The sequence below is a fragment of the Cupriavidus necator genome, assembly GCF_016127575.1.
Taxonomy (GTDB): domain Bacteria; phylum Pseudomonadota; class Gammaproteobacteria; order Burkholderiales; family Burkholderiaceae; genus Cupriavidus; species Cupriavidus necator_D.
Map to the genome: position 1 here is coordinate 3128937 of NZ_CP066018.1, position 18596 is coordinate 3147532.

General features: G+C 67.9%; 18 protein-coding genes. All 18 read left to right on the forward strand.

The features are described 5' to 3' along the window. The first annotated feature begins 2 nt into the window (after nucleotides 1-2). The 18 genes from ssuD (at nucleotide 3) to aceA (ending at nucleotide 18386) form a co-directional block, all read left to right on the forward strand. The gene (gene ssuD, locus I6H87_RS14635; RefSeq protein ID WP_011615572.1) at nucleotides 3-1166 is read left to right on the forward strand and encodes an FMNH2-dependent alkanesulfonate monooxygenase; all 1164 of its coding nucleotides are present in this window, start codon (nucleotides 3-5) and stop codon (nucleotides 1164-1166) included. A gap of 13 nt (nucleotides 1167-1179) precedes the next feature. Beyond that, entirely contained in the window at nucleotides 1180-1983 is an 804-nt protein-coding gene (gene ssuC / locus I6H87_RS14640; protein ID WP_011615571.1) for an aliphatic sulfonate ABC transporter permease SsuC, read from the forward strand. A gap of 35 nt (nucleotides 1984-2018) precedes the next feature. Then, complete coding sequence (locus I6H87_RS14645; RefSeq protein ID WP_011615570.1) at nucleotides 2019-2930, forward strand: ATP-binding cassette domain-containing protein; 912 nt, start codon at nucleotides 2019-2021, stop codon at nucleotides 2928-2930. Nucleotides 2931-3117: 187 nt separating this feature from the next. After that, the gene (locus I6H87_RS14650) at nucleotides 3118-3969 is read left to right on the forward strand and encodes an EAL domain-containing protein (RefSeq protein ID WP_011615569.1); all 852 of its coding nucleotides are present in this window, start codon (nucleotides 3118-3120) and stop codon (nucleotides 3967-3969) included. Then, nucleotides 3966-4637 (forward strand): RBBP9/YdeN family alpha/beta hydrolase, encoded by a 672-nt coding sequence (locus I6H87_RS14655; protein WP_010810501.1) that lies wholly within the window; start codon nucleotides 3966-3968, stop codon nucleotides 4635-4637. Before I6H87_RS14650 ends, I6H87_RS14655 begins: the two co-directional genes overlap by 4 nt. A 158-nt stretch (nucleotides 4638-4795) precedes the next feature. After that, on the forward strand, nucleotides 4796-5755 hold the full coding sequence (gene cysT / locus I6H87_RS14660; RefSeq protein WP_011615568.1) for a sulfate ABC transporter permease subunit CysT: 960 nt from the start codon (nucleotides 4796-4798) through the stop codon (nucleotides 5753-5755). A gap of 1 nt (nucleotide 5756) precedes the next feature. Beyond that, nucleotides 5757-6686 carry a sulfate ABC transporter permease subunit CysW gene (gene cysW / locus I6H87_RS14665; RefSeq protein ID WP_010810503.1) on the forward strand — a complete coding sequence of 310 codons (930 nt, stop codon included), beginning with the start codon at nucleotides 5757-5759 and terminating at the stop codon, nucleotides 6684-6686. Next, nucleotides 6683-7792, forward strand: a complete 1110-nt coding sequence (locus I6H87_RS14670; protein ID WP_010810504.1) for a sulfate/molybdate ABC transporter ATP-binding protein — start codon at nucleotides 6683-6685, stop codon at nucleotides 7790-7792. Before cysW ends, I6H87_RS14670 begins: the two co-directional genes overlap by 4 nt. Further along, nucleotides 7789-8733 (forward strand): CysB family HTH-type transcriptional regulator, encoded by a 945-nt coding sequence (locus I6H87_RS14675; protein WP_010810505.1) that lies wholly within the window; start codon nucleotides 7789-7791, stop codon nucleotides 8731-8733. Before I6H87_RS14670 ends, I6H87_RS14675 begins: the two co-directional genes overlap by 4 nt. A 267-nt stretch (nucleotides 8734-9000) precedes the next feature. Further along, entirely contained in the window at nucleotides 9001-9369 is a 369-nt protein-coding gene (locus I6H87_RS14680) for a DUF962 domain-containing protein (RefSeq protein ID WP_010810506.1), read from the forward strand. 60 nt (nucleotides 9370-9429) lie between these two features. Then, on the forward strand, nucleotides 9430-10605 hold the full coding sequence (locus I6H87_RS14685; RefSeq protein WP_011615567.1) for a sensor histidine kinase: 1176 nt from the start codon (nucleotides 9430-9432) through the stop codon (nucleotides 10603-10605). 101 nt (nucleotides 10606-10706) lie between these two features. Further along, a complete protein-coding gene (locus tag I6H87_RS14690; protein WP_010810508.1) occupies nucleotides 10707-11531 on the forward strand; it encodes a LytR/AlgR family response regulator transcription factor in 825 nt (274 codons plus the stop codon). 133 nt (nucleotides 11532-11664) lie between these two features. After that, a complete protein-coding gene (locus I6H87_RS14695; RefSeq protein WP_037024085.1) occupies nucleotides 11665-12942 on the forward strand; it encodes an MFS transporter in 1278 nt (425 codons plus the stop codon). 57 nt (nucleotides 12943-12999) lie between these two features. After that, nucleotides 13000-14739: a thiamine pyrophosphate-binding protein gene (locus I6H87_RS14700; protein WP_371852237.1), complete on the forward strand. Its 1740-nt coding sequence runs from the start codon at nucleotides 13000-13002 to the stop codon at nucleotides 14737-14739. A gap of 48 nt (nucleotides 14740-14787) precedes the next feature. Next, complete coding sequence (gene rraA / locus I6H87_RS14705; RefSeq protein WP_011615564.1) at nucleotides 14788-15285, forward strand: ribonuclease E activity regulator RraA; 498 nt, start codon at nucleotides 14788-14790, stop codon at nucleotides 15283-15285. A gap of 2 nt (nucleotides 15286-15287) precedes the next feature. Next, nucleotides 15288-15704 carry a gamma-glutamylcyclotransferase family protein gene (locus I6H87_RS14710; protein WP_011615563.1) on the forward strand — a complete coding sequence of 139 codons (417 nt, stop codon included), beginning with the start codon at nucleotides 15288-15290 and terminating at the stop codon, nucleotides 15702-15704. Nucleotides 15705-15786: 82 nt separating this feature from the next. Further along, a complete protein-coding gene (locus tag I6H87_RS14715) occupies nucleotides 15787-16755 on the forward strand; it encodes an alpha/beta fold hydrolase (RefSeq protein ID WP_041687425.1) in 969 nt (322 codons plus the stop codon). Nucleotides 16756-17090: 335 nt separating this feature from the next. Then, entirely contained in the window at nucleotides 17091-18386 is a 1296-nt protein-coding gene (aceA, locus tag I6H87_RS14720; protein ID WP_010810514.1) for an isocitrate lyase, read from the forward strand. Nucleotides 18387-18596 lie beyond the last annotated feature (210 nt).

Genomic DNA, 18596 nt, shown 5'->3' on the forward strand with positions numbered 1-18596 from the left:
ACATGCAAGTATTCTGGTTCATCCCCACCCACGGCGACAGCCGCTACCTCGGCACTTCGGAAGGCGCGCGCGAGGTCAGCTTCGATTACCTGAAGCAGGTTGCCGTCGCCGCCGATACGCTGGGCTACGAAGGCGTGCTGATCCCGACCGGGCGCTCATGCGAAGACCCATGGGTGGCCGCATCGGCCCTGGCCGCCGTCACGCAGCGCCTGAAATTCCTGGTCGCGGTGCGCCCCGGCCTGATGGCGCCGACGCTGGCTGCACGGATGGCGGCAACCTTCGACCGCATCTCCAACGGCCGGCTGCTGATCAACCTGGTCACCGGTGGCGATACCGCCGAGCTGGAAGGCGATGGCCTGTTCCTGGACCACACCGCGCGCTACGAGGCCTCGGCCGAGTTCCTGCGCATCTGGCGCCAGGTGCTGGCCGCCAGCCATGACGGCGACAAGGTGGACTACGAGGGCAAGCACCTGAGCGTGAAGGGGGCCACCGTCCTTTATCCGCCGCTGCAGCAACCGCATCCGCCGGTGTACTTCGGCGGTTCGTCGGCGCCGGCGCATGCGCTGGCCGGCGAGCAGGTCGATACCTACCTGACCTGGGGCGAGCCGCCCGCTGACGTGGCGCAGAAGCTCGACGACGTGCGCCGGCAGGCCGCGCGTCATGGCCGCACGGTGAAGTTCGGTATCCGCCTGCATGTGATCGTGCGCGAGACCGAAGCCGCCGCCTGGGCTGCCGCGGACGACCTGATCAGCCGGCTCGATGACGAGACCGTGGCGCGTGCGCAAGCCGTGTTCGCCAAGATGGATTCCGAAGGGCAGCGCCGCATGGCCGCGCTGCACGCGGGCGGCGCGCGCCGCACGCGCGAGGCGCTGGAGATCAGCCCCAACCTGTGGGCTGGCGTTGGCCTGGTGCGCGGCGGTGCCGGCACCGCGCTGGTCGGCGATCCGCACACCGTGGCCGAGCGCATGCGTGAATACGCCGAGCTGGGCATCGACACCTTCGTGCTGTCCGGCTACCCGCACCTGGAAGAGGCCTACCGCTTTGCCGAACTGGTGTTCCCGCTGCTGCCGCGCTCGGTGCGCGACAAGCTGCCGGGCAAGGTGCTGTCGGGCCCGTTCGGCGAAGTCATGGCGACTGGCATCGTGCCGCGCGCCGCGCAGAGCTGAGGGGAGGGCAACCATGAACGCTCCTCTATTGCAGCCGCTGCGCCAGGGACCTCGGGCGCTGGCGCGCGCGCTGGCTCCGTGGATCGTGCCGGTGCTGCTGATCGTTGTCTGGCAGCTGGCCTCGCAGAACGGCTGGCTCTCCAGCCGCGTGCTGCCGGCCCCGCTGGCCGTGGTGCAGGCCGCGTGGGAGCTGGCGCGCTCGGGCGACCTGTGGAAGCACGTCGGGGTCAGCACCTGGCGCGCGCTGGTGGGGTTTGCCATCGGCGGCGGGCTGGGCCTGCTGCTGGGGCTGCTGACCGGCACCTTCCGCACCGCGGCCACGCTGCTCGACAGCTCGCTGCAGATGGTGCGCAATATCCCGGCGCTGGCCTTGATCCCGCTGGTGATCCTGTGGTTCGGCATCGACGAGACCGCCAAGCTGTTCCTGGTGTCGCTGGGCGTGTTCTTCCCGGTCTACCTGAACACGTATCACGGCATCCGCTCGGTCGATACGGGGCTGGTGGAGATGGCGCGCAGCTACGGCCTGTCCGGCTGGCAGCTGTACCGCGAGGTCATCCTGCCCGGCGCGCTACCGGGCATCCTGGTAGGCGTGCGTTTCGCGCTCGGGTTGATGTGGGTGGTGCTGATCGTGGCGGAGACCATCTCCGCGCAATCGGGCATCGGCTACATGACCATGAACGCGCGTGAGTTCCTGCAAACCGACGTGGTGCTGGTGGGCATCCTGCTCTATGCGCTGCTGGGCAAGCTGGCCGACTGGCTGTCGCGCGGGCTGGAGCGCTACTGGCTGCGCTGGCATCCGGGCTACGCCGCGGCCTGACCGGCCCGTCGTCCCAATCAAGCAAGGAGATCGAGATGCAGATGTATCCGGTAGAGCAGGCTGCGCTGGTGGAACTGGAAGCGGGCCTCGCGCGCCGCGAGGCGGCACAGCCGGCGGCAGAGGCGCCGCGCAAGGCAGGTGGCGTGGCGCTGCACGTGCGCCAGGTGGTCAAGCGCTATGACGGCCGCGAAGTGCTGCACAACGTGGCGCTGGACGTGGCGCCGGGCGAGTTCCTGGCGATTGTCGGGCGCAGCGGCTGCGGCAAGAGCACGCTGCTGCGGCTGGTGGCGGGACTGGAAGCAGCCGATGGCGGCAGTATCACCGTCGACGGTGAATCCGCGGCGAAAGGCCGCGCGCGGCACGCCGACGTGCGCGTGATGTTCCAGGACGCAAGGCTGCTGCCGTGGAAGCGCGTGCTGGACAACGTCGCGCTGGGCCTGCCGCGCACACGCCGCGGTGAAGCCGCCGATGTGCTGGCGCAGGTGGGCCTGGCCGACCGCGCCAGGGAGTGGCCCGCGCGGCTTTCCGGCGGCCAGCGCCAGCGCGTGGCCCTGGCGCGCGCGCTGGTTCACCACCCGCAGTTGTTGCTGCTGGATGAACCGCTGGGCGCGCTGGACGCGCTCACGCGCATCGAGATGCAGGGGCTGATCGAATCGCTGTGGCGCCGCCTTGGCTTCACGGCGCTGCTGGTTACGCACGATGTGTCGGAGGCAGTGGCGCTGGCCGACCGCATCGTGCTGATCGAGGACGGCCGCATTGCCATGGATGAGCGCGTGGCGCTGGCGCGCCCGCGCGAACGCGGCGCGGCGGGCTTTGCGCAGCTGGAGGCCGCGGTGCTGAAGCGGGTGATGCGGCAAGCGCCGCAGGCGCAGGTACCGTCGCATGCAGGTGCGCATGCCGACCCGGCCGCCACGACCGCGCCGCTGAACGTGAGCTGGGCAGCGTGACCGTGCCACCCGCGGCAATGTGCGCCGCGCATATCGACAGGCCGTAATCTTCATTCGCTCGCGCGCGCTGACCTCCTATCATGAGCAGGCAGGCCGATGCGGTGCGACCGCACAGAGGGCGCATGGCGCGCCCGTCATCACTAATCCGACCAAGGGGCCGAGGGGCCCGGTCAACCCAAGGAATGCCATGCCAGGCGTGCATGAACCCGCGGGCGCAGTGCCTGCGCTCCAACGTTATCTGGAATCGCTGCCGCGCCAGCCTCTGGCTGACCGGCAATTGTGGCGCGACGCGCGCGGGCAGGTGCAGGGCCAGTTCTTCAACTGCTCGCTGACCAGCGCGTTCGAGCCGCTGGTGACGCTGGCAGACCGGCAGGTGGTGGCGCATGAAGGTTCGATCCACACCTACGCAGAGGACGGCGTGGGCCTGGCGGCATGGAAGCTGTTTGCGATGGCGGCCGACGACAACAGCCTGGTGTCGCTGGACCGGCTTTCGCGCCTGCTGCATGCCATCAACTACTTTGCCGCCGAGGGCGAGCACAAGCTGGTGCTGAACGTGCATAACCGGCTGCTGGCCGCCGTCACCGACGACCACGGCGCTGCCTTCCGGCGCGCATTGCAGTCGCTGGGGCTGCCGCTGGAGCGCTTTGTGATCCAGGTGCCGGCCAGCGCCAATGACGACCTGGCATTGCTATTGCATGTCGTTGGCAACTATCGGCGCAACGGCTTCGCGGTAAGCCTGCAGGCGTCGGATCCGGCGGAAGCCGGTGCGCTGATGGCGCACGCGTTGCCGGACTGGCTCAAGCTGGACATGCGCCGCACCTGGACCGACCGCCAGCTGTCGGGCCTGCGTGCCAGCGCGGCCAACGCCGGCGTAACGCTGATCGGGCGGCGCCTGCAGAACGCCGAAAGCGTCGAGCGCCTGCAGGCCGCGGGCATCGGCCTGGGGCAGGGCGCCTTCGCCGGCGCGCCGGTCAGTGCGGCAGGGCTGCGCACAGGCCTGGCGAGCGCCGCGCATGCATTGGACAAGGAGGTGGTATGACCCAAGCGAACCGGCTATCCGGCGGCCATGGCACGCGCCTGGACATTCCGCGGCACCTGCAGGTGCTGACTGTACCGGGGCTGCACGGCAGCGGCCCGGGACACTGGCAGAGCCGCTGGGAGCAGCGCTTCCCCGACTGGCAGCGGGTGGAGCAGCACGACTGGTCGCGCCCCAGCCTGCCGCTGTGGGCCGAGCGCGTCTCCGAAGGCGTGATGCGCGCCCAGCGCGTGGCCGCGCGCGGCGCGGTGCTGGTGGCGCACAGCTTCGGCTGCCTGGCGTCGTTGCGCCAGGCGGCGCTGGATCCGGTCGGCATTGCCGGCGCATTGCTGGTGGCGCCGGCAGATCCGGACAAATTTGGCGTGGCGGCGCTGCTGCCGACCTACCGGCTGCCGTTCCCGACCATCCTGGTCGCCAGCCGCAACGACCCCTGGATGCCGCAGCGCACCGCTTTCAGCTGGGGCACGCTGTGGGGCAGTGAACTGGTCGATGCGGGCAGCCTGGGCCACATCAATGCCGATTCCGCACTGGGCGAGTGGCCTGAAGGCCTCGCGCTGCTCGATACCCTGATCCAGCGTATCGCGCAGGCAGGCGATACCGGCTCCATAAGTGAATCATCCGGCGCCTGGGAGTCGGGCATCGAGGTAGTGTCTACTATCCCTTATATCTAAACCGTCTAAGAAAATTCATAAAGATTCGTTCTGTTTATAAGGATGACTCTGCAGAATCTGTCTCGTAGGCCGGCGCAATATGCGCTGGCGTCATAAAGAACGGCCCGCCGGGGCCAGCCATCATGGTCCGGCGGCGCACCGCTCACAGACGAGACGACATGCCTCCATCCATTTCCCTCGCGGACACGCCGCCAGCCGCCCCTCGCGCCCCTGATTCCGGCGCCGCGCGCGCGCCGCGCAGGCCGTCCAGGCAGCGTTTTACGGTGCTGCCCGGCTTCGGCCTGTCGCTGGGCTTCACGTTGTTCTACCTGACGCTGATCGTCCTGATCCCGCTGTCGGCCACGTTCCTGAAGACCTTCACGATGACGTGGGACGCGTTCTGGACCTCGGTCACGGCGCCGCGCGTGGTGGCGTCGCTGCAGCTGAGCTTTGGCGCGTCGCTGGTGGCGGCCATCGTCAATACGGTGTTCGGGCTGGTGGTTGCCTGGGTGCTGGTGCGCTACCGCTTCCCGGGCAAGCGCCTGATCGACGCGCTGGTGGACCTGCCGTTCGCGCTGCCCACTGCGGTGGCCGGTATCGCGCTGACGGCGCTGTTTGCCGGTAATGGCTGGATCGGCCGCTATCTCGAGCCGCTTGGCATCAAGGTCGCGTTTACGCCGCTGGGCGTGGTGGTGGCGCTGACCTTTATCGGCCTGCCGTTCGTGGTGCGCACGGTGCAGCCGGTGCTGGAGGATGTTGAGCAGGAGCTGGAGGAGGCCGCTTCCAGCCTCGGCGCCAACCGCCTGCAGACTTTCCAGCGCGTGATCCTGCCCGCCATCCTGCCGGCGCTGCTGACGGGGTTTGCGCTATCGTTCGCGCGCGCCACCGGCGAGTACGGCTCGGTGGTCTTTATCTCCGGCAACATGCCGATGGTGTCCGAGATCGCGCCGCTGATGATCTATTCCAAGCTGGAGCAATACGACTACGCCGGCGCCACCGCGGTGGCGGTGGTGATGCTGGTGATTTCCTTCGGGCTGCTGCTGCTGATCAACCTGCTGCAGGCCTGGACGCGCCGCCATCAATCCGGTGTGCGCGCCGCGCTGGCACCTGAAGCGCCCGCCACGGGCAAGGAGTTCTGACATGGCCGGCGCAGTTGCGGGACGCCTGGGCGGGCAAGCCAACGCCCAGGCCCATCACAGGTTTGACGCTACCGGCGAAGCGCCGTGGGTACGCTACACGCTGATCACGGTGGCGGTGCTGTTCCTCACGCTGTTCCTGTTCGTGCCGCTGGCTTCGGTGTTCTATGAAGCCTTGCGCAAGGGCGTGCAGACCTACTGGGAAGCGTTGATCGAACCCGACGCACTCGCCGCGATCCAGCTCACGCTGACGGTGGCGGCGATCGCGGTGCCGCTGAACGTGGTGTTCGGCGTGGCGGCGGCCTGGGCCATCGCCAAGTTCGACTTCCGCGGCAAGAACCTGCTGATCACGCTGATCGACCTGCCGTTCTCGGTGTCGCCGGTGATTTCCGGCCTGGTCTACGTGCTGCTGTTCGGTGCGCAGGGCTGGCTGGGACCGTGGCTGGAAGCGCACGACATCAAGATCATGTTCGCGGTGCCGGGCATCGTGCTGGCCACCATCTTCGTGACCTTCCCCTTTGTTGCGCGCGAGCTGATCCCGCTGATGCAGGCGCAGGGCAGTGAAGAGGAAGAGGCCGCGATCGTGCTGGGCGCCTCGGGCTGGCAGACCTTCCGCCATATCACGCTGCCCAATATCCGCTGGGGCCTGCTGTATGGCGTGATCCTGTGCAATGCGCGGGCGATGGGCGAGTTCGGTGCGGTCTCGGTGGTATCGGGCCATATCCGCGGGCTGACCAACACCATGCCGCTGCATGTTGAGATCCTCTACAACGAGTACAACTTCGCGGCGGCCTTTGCGGTGGCTTCGCTGCTGACGCTGCTGGCGCTGGTCACGCTCGGCATCAAGACGCTGGTGGAATTGCGCGCCCGCAAGGAAACCGAAGAGGCTGCACCAGAGCGGCCGCTGGCAAGTTTGCAAGGACAAGCATCATGAGCATCCAGGTCAAGAACGTAGAGAAGCGCTTTGGCGACTTTGTCGCGCTGGACAACGTCTCGCTCGATTTCGACGAAGGCGAGCTGACCGCGCTGCTGGGGCCGTCCGGCTGCGGCAAGACCACGCTGTTGCGCATCATCGCCGGCCTGGAGCGCGCCGATGCGGGCCAGATCGTGCTGGCCGGGCGCGATGCCTCGGACCAGCATGTGCGCCAGCGCCAGGTGGGCTTTGTGTTCCAGCACTACGCGCTGTTCAAGCATATGAGCGTGTTCGAGAACGTGGCCTTCGGCCTGCGCGTCAAGCCGCGCGCCGAGCGCCCGAGCGAAGCGCAGATCCGCGACAAGGTGCGTTCGCTGCTGGAACTGGTGCAACTCGACTGGCTGGCCGACCGCTACCCGTCGCAGCTCTCCGGCGGTCAGCGCCAGCGTATCGCGCTGGCGCGCGCCCTGGCGGTGGAGCCGCGCGTGCTGCTGCTGGACGAACCGTTCGGCGCGCTCGACGCCAAGGTGCGCAAAGAACTGCGCCGCTGGCTGCGCCGCCTGCACGATGAACTGCACGTGACCAGCGTGTTCGTCACCCATGACCAGGAAGAGGCGCTGGAAGTGGCCGACCAGGTGGTGCTGATGAACCGCGGCCACGTGGAGCAGTACGGCTCGCCCGAGGCCGTCTACAACCATCCGGCCACGCCCTTCGTGTTCGGCTTCCTCGGCAACGTGAACCTCTTCCACGGCCGGCTGGAAGTGGGCGAGAGCGGCGGCCTGCTGCATACCGGTGAAGCGGTGCTGCCGGTGGTCGGCAGCGGCCATGAGACCGCCGGCGACGCGGTGGCCTATGTGCGCCCCCATGACCTCGACCTGGAACGCTATTCGCCCGGCGCCGACGGCATTGCCGTGACGCTGCGCCGCGCGCTGACGCTGGGCCCGGTGGCGCAGCTTGAACTTGAACGTGAAGACAACCAGGACGTGATTGAAGTCGCGCTGCCGCTGGAGCGCTTCCGCCATGCGGGCTTCCGCGAAGGCGAACTGCTCGCGGTGCGCCCGCGCCAGCTGCGCGTGTTCACGCAACCGCGTACCACGTCCACCCAACAAGAAAAGGCGACGTCATGAACTTCCAGCAACTCCGATCGATCCGCGAGGCGGTGCGCCGCCAGTTCAACCTGACCGAAGTCGCCAACGCGCTCTACACCTCGCAGCCCGGCGTGTCGCGCCAGATCCGCGAGCTGGAAGAAGAACTGGGCGTGGAGATCTTCGAGCGCTACGGCAAACGCCTGACCGGCCTGACCGAGCCCGGGCGCGAGATCGTGCGCATCGTCGAACGCCTGCTGCTGGAGGCCGAGAACCTGCGCCAGGCCGGCGACGAATACGCCGGCCGCCATACCGGCCGCCTGACCGTTGCCACCACCCACACCCAGGCACGCTATGCACTGCCGCGCGTGGTGCAGGCCTTCCGCCGCGAATACCCGCATGTGACGCTGGCACTGCAGGAGGCGTCGCCCACGCATATCGTTGAGCTGCTGCTGACGGGGCAGGCCGATATCGGCATCGCCACCGAGGCCCTGGCCACCGAGGCCGGGCTGACCTCGTTCGAGGCCTACAGTTGGCAGCACGTGCTGGTGGTCTCGCCCGGCCATCCGCTCACGCGCCTGCCCGAGCCCACGCTCGAAGACGTGGCCGGCTTCCAGCTCATCACCTATGACGCCGGCTTCACCGGCCGCCGCAAGATCGACAGCGCCTTTGCCGAGGCCGGCCTGCAGCCGGAGATCGTGCTGACCGCGCTGGATGCCGACGTGATCAAGACCTACGCCGAACTGGACCTGGGCGTGGGCATCATTGCCTCGATGGCCTATGACGAGCGCAAGGATTCCGGCCTGGTGCGGATCTCGGCCGACCACCTGTTCGCGCCCAACACCACCAGCGTGGCGGTGCGGCGGGGCGCCTACCTGCGCGGCTATGCGCACGCCTTTATCAACATGTTCGCGCCGCACCTGTCGCCCGACACCGTCAGCAGCGCGCTGTCCGAGCAGGAGCGCCAGGCCCTGGCGGCCTGATTCCGGCCTGGCTGTGGCCATCGCCAGGCGGCGCAGGGGGCACCCGGGCGCTGCCTGACAGCCGCCGTCCGCCCCGGCACGGTGCCGTTCGCGCCCCGTGCCCGCCGTTCGTCGCAAGAGACTTTCTTCGTGCCCGGGTGAGGGGTACATTCCTTGCACGTGCCCGCGGCTTGCCATCCGGCGAGCGCCGTACGTGTACCGCAGTGCAACAAAGTTTGCGCGCGGCCGCCGGTCTGCAAGGGCCGGACAAGGGAGACAGAGACGATCATGCGCGACGACGAACCGCTGCTGCGCTGGCAGTGGCGCGGCTATGCCCGCAACCACCAGCATCCCCGCAACCTGCTGCTGCATATCGTGGCCGTGCCGATGTTCATGGCCGGCACCGTGCTGGGCCTCTACGGCCTGTTGCGCCTGAGCCTGCCGGCGGTGGCGCTGGGGCTGGTGTGCATGGGCATGTCGATGGCCCTGCAGGGCCGGGGGCACCGGCTGGAAGCCCACGCGCCGGAACCCTTTGCCGGGCCGGCGGACATCGCCGGCCGCATCCTGGCCGAGCAGTGGATCACCTTCCCGCGCTATGTGCTGTCCGGCCAATGGTGGCGCGCGCTGGCCGGCCGGCGTGCCGGGCAGGGTGGCTGAGGTGGCCCGCGCTGCCCGCCTCATCACATTCCCGTTGCGCCAGGCTCAGTCCGCGCTAACATGAACGCCATGGACCGCTGCTTCTCCAACGTCGCCACCGCCATCCCCTCCCGGCTCAATATCCTCGGCCGCGACCTGCTGTTCGTGCTGTGCATGAACTCGGTGATCGCCATCAGCCTGAACTACGGCTTCCAGACCGGCGGCAGCCTGTGGCACAACTTTGTCTACAGCCAGCTGATCGGCTTGTCGATCTGGGTGCTGATCGACATTCCGCGCGTGGTGATCTGGTGGAACGACCGGCCGCGCCGCTGGCCCTTCCTGCTGCTGGCCGCCGCCGCGGTGCCCGCGGGCGTGGTGTTCGGCAGCTGGGCCACGCGCGTGGCGCTGGACCTGCCGCCCAAGTCGGCGGACGAAGCCGGCGGCATGCTGCGCATGTGCCTGGTGGTGGGCATGCTGGCCGCGGCCTCGATGATCTATTTCTACTGGTCGCGCGAGAAGCTCGCATCCCTGGAGCGCCAGGCCGCGCTGGACGCCCTGCAGCGCGAGGAAGCCGAAAAGCAGCTGGTGCGCGCACAGCTGATGGCGCTGCAGGCGCAGATCGAGCCGCATTTCCTGTTCAACTCGCTGGCCAACCTCGACGGGCTGATCGCCACCGACCCGCCCGCCGCGCGCCAGCTGCTGCAGCGCCTGATCGGCTTCCTGCGCATGTCGCTGGCGCATACCCGCGCCGAGCAATGCACGCTGCGGCAGGAGTTCGAGCTGCTGCGCAGCTACCTGGACATCCAGGGCATGCGCTTCGGCCAGCGGCTCTCGTTCGACATCGACCTGCCGCGCGAACTGGCGAAGGTGGAGATCCCGCCCATGCTGATCCAGCCGCTGGTGGAAAACGCGGTCACGCACGGCATCGAGCCCTGCATGATCGGCGGCCATATCCGGCTGTCGGCGCGTGCGGCCGGCGACAATGCGGTGCAGGTCATCATCGCCGATACCGGCGTGGGCTTCGGTCATGCCTCGGGCAAGGGCTCGGGCCTGGGCATCACCCATGTGCGCGAGCGGCTGGCGCGCATCTTTGGCGCGGCGGCCTCCATGCAGATGGAGGAGAACACCCCGCGCGGCGTGGTGGTGCGGCTGACGCTGCCGCTGGAGCGCCCGGCCGAAGCGCCCACCCTGACCCAGACAGTCACCAGCGTGCCGGAGGGCATGCCAGTATCGGCCCCAGCCATGCAACGGCTCTGAGGCGCCCCGCCTGCCAGCAAGCCTGACAAGACGAACGGCTGGCACCGCCCGTGGCGGTGCCGCTGACAACGCCAGGACCCATCCACCACCCCAACGCCCCCATGACCCCGACCCTTCTGATCGCCGACGACGAAGCGCTGCTGGCGCGCGTGCTGGAATCCGAACTGATGTCGCTGTGGCCCGAGGCCCGTATCGTTTCCGTGGTCCACGACGGCGTGGCCGCGCTGGCGGCGGCGCGCGAGCACCAGCCGCGCGTGGCCTTCCTGGATATCCGCATGCCGGGCATGAGCGGCATGGACGTGGCGCGCGAACTGATCGAATTCGACACCCCGCCACTGGTGGTCTTCGTGACCGCATACGACCAGTTCGCGCTGGAGGCGTTCGAGCGCGCCGCGGTGGACTATGTGCTCAAGCCGGTCCAGCGCGAACGGCTTGAGGCCACGGTGCAGCGTCTGAAGGACCGCCTGGCCGGCCCCGCCGACGATGAAGACACCGAGGCCGAAGCCTCGATCGCGGAGACGGACCGGCTTGGCCAGCTGCTGGCGCGGCTGGAATCGCTGGAGCACGCCACGCCAGGCCCGGGCGGTGCGCCGCAGCGGCAGTACCTGCGCTTTATCAAGGCACTGGTGGGGCAGGAGGTGCGCATCATCCCCGTGGACGAAGTCATCTACCTGGAGGCCACCGACAAGTACGTCAACGTGGTCTCCGGCGCCGGCGAAGCGCTGATCCGCACCAGCCTGCGCGAGCTGACCCAGCAGCTGGACCCGGAGCGCTTCTGGCAGGTGCACCGCGGCACCGTGGTCAACATCACCTGCGTGGCCAGCGCGGTCAACCAGTCGCTGGGACGGCTGTCGCTGCGGCTGCGCGACCGTCCTGAACTGCTGCCGGTGGCGCGACAGTACGCGCACCTGTTCAAGCAGATGTAAGCGCGGTTGGCGGGAGGCGTGGCCGCCACCTGGCTGCAGAGGACAGGGGTTTTCCTCTATGATGCGGGCTTCGGCCCGTATTTTTTTGGGCTGCCGCCTTCCGTCCTGCCGCATAGCCCCTGCCACCAGCGCCATGTCCACCGCCGCACTCGATCCCACGCGCAACCCTCTTCGTCATGACGCCCAGGTGATCGGGCTGGTTGGCCTGGCTCACGGGGTCTCCCACTTCTACCACCTGCTGCTGGCTCCGCTGTTCCCATGGATCAAGGCGGAATTCGGCCTGAGCTATGCCGAGCTGGGCCTGCTGATGACGGTGTTCTTCGCGGTCTCGGCGGTGGTGCAGACCGCGTCCGGCTTTGTGGTCGACCGCTTCGGCGCGCGGCCGGTGCTGTTTGCCGGGCTGGCCTTCCTGGGCGCCGCGGCCTTGCTGCTGTCGACCAGTTCCGGCTACGCCGCGCTGCTGTTCGGCGCGGCCGTGGCGGGGCTGGGCAATGGCGTATTCCACCCGGCCGACTTCACGCTGCTGAACAAGCATGTGTCGCAGCCCCGGCTGGGACACGCGTTTTCGGTTCACGGCATTTCCGGCAACCTGGGCTGGGCGGCGGCGCCGCTGTTCCTGGTGGCGATCGCCAACCTCGCCAGCTGGCGCGTGGCGCTGGCGGCGGCCTCGGCAGTCGCCTTTATCGTGCTGGCCGTGCTGGTAGTGCTGCGCCATGTGCTGGACCCGCGCGAAGTGCAGGGCGCCGTGGGCCGGCCCGCGGCCAAGGCTGCGGCCGGGGTGGCCACATCCGGCGGCAGCGTGCTGGGCTTTCTGCGCCTGCCGCAGGTGTGGGTGTGCTGGGCCTTCTTCCTGCTGACCACGTTCTCCGCGGCCGGCATCCAGAGCTTTGCCCCGACCGCGCTGACCTACCTGTACGGCATGCCGTTCACGCTGGCGACCGCGTCCTACACCATCTACATGCTGTGCAGCGCCGGCGGCATGATAGTCGGTGGCTTTGCCGCCGGCCGCACCAGCAACCATGACCGGCTGATCGCGGTGAGCTTCACGGTATCGGGGCTGATGGCGGTGCTGGTCGGGTTGAACCTGGTGCCGGCGCTGCTGGTGCCGGTGCTGATGGGCGTGATCGGCTTTGGCGCCGGTACCGCCGGGCCGTCGCGTGACCTGCTGGTGCGCGCCGCCGCCCCCGCCGGTGCCACCGGGCGCGTCTATGGCGTGGTCTACTCGGGCCTGGATATCGGCCTGGCGTGCGGCCCGCTGTTCTTCGGTGCGCTGATGGATGCAAAGCTGCCGGCCTGGGTGTTCTTCATGATCGGCGGTTTCCAGCTGCTGTCGATCTTCACCGCGGTGACAGTGGGCAACGGCAACCGCTCGCGCCGCGGCGCGGCGGCGGGCCAGGCGGAGGCCGCCTAGCCCGGGCCGGGCCACCCAAGCACCGCCTTCCGAATTCGATTGCCTGAGGATGCTTTCATGTCAATGACGCCGGCCAACACCACCCAGCCTGACGATCCCGAACACGGCACGCCGCTGCCGGGCGGCCATATCCTGGTCGATGCGCTGCTGGCGCACGGCGCCGAGCTGGCCTTCGGCGTGCCGGGCGAAAGCTACCTGGCCGTGCTCGACGGCTTCCACCGCCGCCGCGATCAGTTGCGCTTCATCATCTGCCGCCAGGAGGGCGGGGCCGCGGTGATGGCCGAGGCCTACGGCAAGCTGACCGGCCGCCCCGGGCTGGCCTTCTGCACGCGCGGGCCGGGCGCCACCAATGCCAGTATCGGCGTGCACACCGCCTTCCAGGACTCGACGCCGATGATTCTGTTCATCGGCCAGGTCGGCACCGACTTCATGGACCGCGAGGCCTTCCAGGAAATCGACTACCGCCGCATGTTCGGCCAGATGGCCAAGTGGGTGGCGCAGATCGACCGGGTCGAACGCATCCCCGAATACATTGCGCGCGCCTACCAGACCGCCACCTCGGGCCGTCCGGGCCCGGTGGTGCTGGCGCTGCCCGAAGACATGCTGGCGCAGACTGCGGTAGTGCCGCAGCTGCAGGCCTACCAGCGCGTCATGAGCTGGCCCGGCGAGGCCGACCTCGCGCGGCTGGCCGAGATGCTCGACGCCGCCGAGCGTCCCTTCGTGCTGGCCGGCGGCAGCGGCTGGACGCCGCAGGCCTGCGCCGACCTGCAGGCCTTTGCCGAGCGCTTCGCGCTGCCGGTGGGCTGCGCCTTCCGCGGCCAGGACCTGTTCGACAACTGCCATCCCAACTACGCCGGCGATGTCGGCATTGGCATCAACCCAGCGCTGGCCGAGCGCGTCCGCAATGCCGACCTGGTGCTGGCCATCGGCCCGCGCCTGGGCGAGATGACCACCGGCGGCTACGCGCTGATCGCCGCGCCGCGGCCCGCGCAAAAGCTGATCCACGTGCACGCCGGCGCCGAGGAGCTGGGCAGCGTCTACCAGGCCGACCTGATGGTCCAGGCGTCGATGCCGGCCATTGCCGCGCGCCTGGCCGGCCTGCAGCCCACGGCCGAGCCGCGCTGGCAGGCGTGGACAGAAGCCGCGCACGCCGACTACGAACGCTACCTGCAGCCGCCCCCATTTACGGGACAGGGGGTCGACATGGCCGAAGTCATCCGCACGCTGGACCAGCTGCTGCCGGCCGACGCGGTCGTGACCAATGGCGCCGGCAACTACGCCGGCTGGCTGCACCGCTATTTCCACTATCGCCCGTTCACCAGCGGCGGCCGCGGCCAGCTGGCCCCGACCAGCGGCGCGATGGGCTATGGCGTGCCGGCGGCGGTCGGCGCCAAGATCGCGTTCCCGCAACGCACCGTGGTGGCGTTGGCCGGCGATGGCTGCTTCCTGATGAATGGCCAGGAACTGGCTACGTCGATGCAATACCAGGCGCCGGTGATCTTCATCGTCGTCAATAACGGCATGTACGGCACCATCCGGATGCACCAGGAACGCGAATACCCGACCCATGTCTCGGGCACCGAGCTGCACAACCCCGACTTTGCCGCGCTGGCGCGCGCCTATGGTGCGCGCGGCGCCACCGTGACCACGACCGAAGCCTTTGCCCCGGCACTGCGCGAGGCATTGGCCGCACCGGTATCCACGCTGATCGAGATCCAGGTGGACCCGGACGTGATCACGCCGCGCACCACGCTGAGCGCCATCCGCGCGCAGGCGCTGGCCAGCCAGCAACAGTGAGGCCGAGCGGCCCGACCGGATACTTTCTTGCCTATCAGGAGACCATCGATGAAGCCTGTCACCACCGACCTGTGCGACGCGCATGAAGACCGCCTTGCCGACGGCACCCTGCGCGTGATGGCGCCGGTGTTCCGCGCCTTCGGCAAGCAGGGCGCCTTTGCCGGCCCCGCGGCTACGCTCAAGGTGTTCGAAGACAACTCGCTGGTGCGGACCGCGCTGGAAGCGCCGGGGCAGGGCCGCGTGCTGGTGATCGACGGTGGCGGCTCGCTGCGCTGCGCGCTGGTGGGCGGCAACCTTGGCCTGCTGGCCGAGAAGAACGGCTGGGTCGGCATCGTCGTCAACGGCTGCATCCGCGATACCGCCGAGCTGGACGTGTGCGACATCGGCATCCGCGCGCTGGCCGTGCATCCGCAGAAAAGCCAGAAGCGCAACGTTGGCGAAAGCGACGTCGCGGTGCAGATGCCCGGCGCAGTGGTGCGCCCGGGCAACTGGATCTACGTCGACGCCGACGGCGTGCTGGTCTCGGACGAAAGGCTGGGGAACTGAGCATGCCGCGCGTCTTTGTCTACGGCACGCTGCGCGCCGGCGAGGTCAACGACCTGAACGCCGCCGCGCAGCGCCACGGCATTGCCGCGCCCACGCTGCTGGGCACGGGTACGGTGGCCGGCAGGCTCTATGACTTCGGCACCTATCCCGGCCTGGTGCTGGACGCCAGTGGCGGGCCGGTCGTGGGCGATCTCTACGAGATCGCCGACGCGCTGTTGCCGGTGCTCGACGAGATCGAAGAGGTTTATCCCGGCCAGGCCACGCTGTTCGTGCGCGAGGAACGGGCCGTGTTGCACAACGGCCAGCCAGTCGCCTGCCTGCTGTATCCGGTGGCCGAGTCCGCGGTGGCCACGCTGCCGCGCATCGACAGCGGCGACTGGGTGGCCTATCGCCGCGCACGCGATACCGCCGCGGCCTGAGCCCCGGCTCGTTTCAAACGGACGGCGCCCATTCGCGGCGCCGTTTGCTTTTGCGTAGCATGGCCGGCGATGACATCGAACAATGGAATCGACGGCCATGAACGCTCCGCAATCCCTGCCGCCGCAGGTCTTCCCCCGGCAGTGCTTTATCCACGCCGGCGACGTGCGGCTGTGCGCCACCAGTTGGGGCGAGCCCGGGCCAGGGCGGCCCACCATCGTCCTGGTGCACGGCTATCCCGACAGCAGCGAGGTCTGGCACGACGTGGCGGCGCAGTTGGCGGGGCGCTTCCACGTGGTGGCCTATGACGTGCGCGGGGCAGGGCGCTCAACCGCGCCGCGCGCGACTGACGCTTACCGGCTGCAGAAGCTTGCCGATGACTTCATCGCAGTCATCGACGCGGTCTCGCCGCAGCGCCCGGTGCACCTTGTCGGCCATGACTGGGGTTCGATCCAGAGCTGGGAGTTCGTGACCGATGCTCGGCTGCAAGGGCGCATCGCCTCATTCACCTCATGCTCTGGTCCCTGCCTGGACCACGCGGCAATCGGCTTGCGCGAACTGCGCGGGCAGCGGTCGCTGGCTGCGTTGGGCAAGACCCTGCGGCAGCTCGCAGCATCGTGGTATATCGGCGCCTTCCACCTGCCGTGGCTGCCTGAACTGACCTGGCGGCTGTGGCTCGGCCGTGCGTGGCCGCGCTACCTGCGCCTGACCGAGGGCCTGCGCACGGGGCCCAGCCCCACACAAACAGCCGACGGTTGCCATGGTGTGCGCTTGTACCGTGCCAACTTCGTGCCCGTACTGCGTGCCCCGCGCCACTGTCATGCCCATGCGCCGGTGCAGGTGATCGTGCCGTTGCATGACCGGTATGTGAAGCCGGCGCTAACTGAAGACGTGCACCGCTGGACCACGCAACTCTGGCGCCGCACCGTGCCCGCGCACCATTGGCTGCCGCTGGCCGACGCCCAGGGCTTTGCCATCATGGTGCGGGAATTTGTCGAGCATATGGAAGGGGAGCCGGCCTCACCGGCGCTGCTGGCCGCTCGCCTGCGCTAGCGAAGGCAGCGCATCCTGCGCATATTTCACGATGTGGAAAGATGTTTTGGACCGCAAAAATACATGGTTTGCGGAGCACAAGGCCATTTCTCATGATGGAAGATCATTTCCCGCATCGTGAAATAAAATCTATAAGCCATTGAATTATTGTAAGAAAAAAACTAAGCGAGGACTGCAGATCAATGTTGTTGCAACGCGGGAGGGTTCTCTACACTCTTATATAAGACTCATGACATGAGGCGCGAAAAACAGCAGGCGACGCAGCCACCGCGACGTAGCCCAGGTCAGGTGATCAACAGATTCTCAGCCATCCCCGCATCATCAGGAGAGTGACCATGACCCGCCAAGAACAGATCCAGGCCCTGCAGAAAGACTGGGATACCAATCCCCGCTGGAAAGGGATCAAGCGCAATTTCACCGCCGAAGACGTGGTGCGCCTGCGTGGTTCGGTCCAGGTCGAGCACACCCTGGCCCGCCGCGGTTCCGAGAAGCTGTGGAACCTGCTGCACACGGAGCCGTTCGTCAACTCGCTCGGCGCGCTGACTGGCAACCAGGCCATGCAGCAAGTGAAGGCCGGCCTGAAGGCTATTTACCTGTCGGGGTGGCAAGTCGCAGGCGACGCCAACCTGGCCGGTGAAATGTACCCCGACCAGTCGCTATACCCGGCCAACTCGGTGCCGCAAGTCGTCAAGCGCATCAACAACACCTTCCAGCGCGCCGACCAGATCCAGTGGAGCGAAGGCAAGGGCGACACCGACTTCTTCGCCCCGATCGTGGCGGATGCCGAAGCCGGCTTCGGCGGCGTGCTTAACGCTTTCGAGCTGATGAAGTCGATGATCGAAGCGGGCGCCGCCGGCGTTCACTTCGAAGACCAACTGGCTTCGGTGAAGAAGTGCGGCCACATGGGCGGCAAGGTGCTGGTGCCGACCCGCGAAGCCGTCGCCAAGCTGACCGCCGCGCGCCTGGCCGCCGACGTCTCGGGCGTGCCGACCCTGGTGATCGCCCGTACAGACGCCGAAGCCGCGGACCTGCTGACCTCGGACGTGGACGACAACGACAAGCCGTTCTGCACCGGCGAGCGCACCGTGGAAGGTTTCTACCGCGTGCGCAACGGCCTGGAGCAGTCGATCTCGCGCGCCCTGGCCTACGCTGAAGTCGCTGACCTGGTGTGGTGCGAAACCGGCAAGCCGGACCTCGAGTTCGCCAAGAAGTTTGCCGAAGCCGTGCACGCCAAGTTCCCGGGCAAGATGCTGGCCTACAACTGCTCGCCGTCGTTCAACTGGAAGAAGAACTTGGACGACGCCACCATTGCCAAGTTCCAGAGGGAACTGGGCGCGATGGGCTACAAGTTCCAGTTCATCACGCTGGCCGGCTTCCACTCGCTGAACTACTCGATGTTCAACCTGGCCTACGGCTACGCCCGCAACCAGATGAGCGCGTTCGTGGAACTGCAGGAAGCCGAGTTCAAGGCCGCCGAGAAGGGCTTCACCGCGGTCAAGCACCAGCGCGAAGTCGGCACCGGCTACTTCGACGCCGTGACCCAGACCATCGAAGGCGGCCAGTCGTCGACGACCGCACTGAAGGGTTCGACCGAAGACGAGCAGTTCTTCGAAGACAAGAAAGTGGCCTGACTCTCCTGGTCACCCCCGCCGGAACGTGGGTCCGGCGGTTAAGGAAGGCGTGCGACCATCACGCCTTCTGATTTAGGCGCCGCGCCGTTCTCTCTCAGGGACGGCGCGTTTTTTTATTTTCCAATGCTGGGGGCGGGTTAGCGGGTAGCTGTTCAACGGGTGTTCAAAACTCAAACTCCATGCAGAGTTACCGCCCAAGCCTGGCCGGGT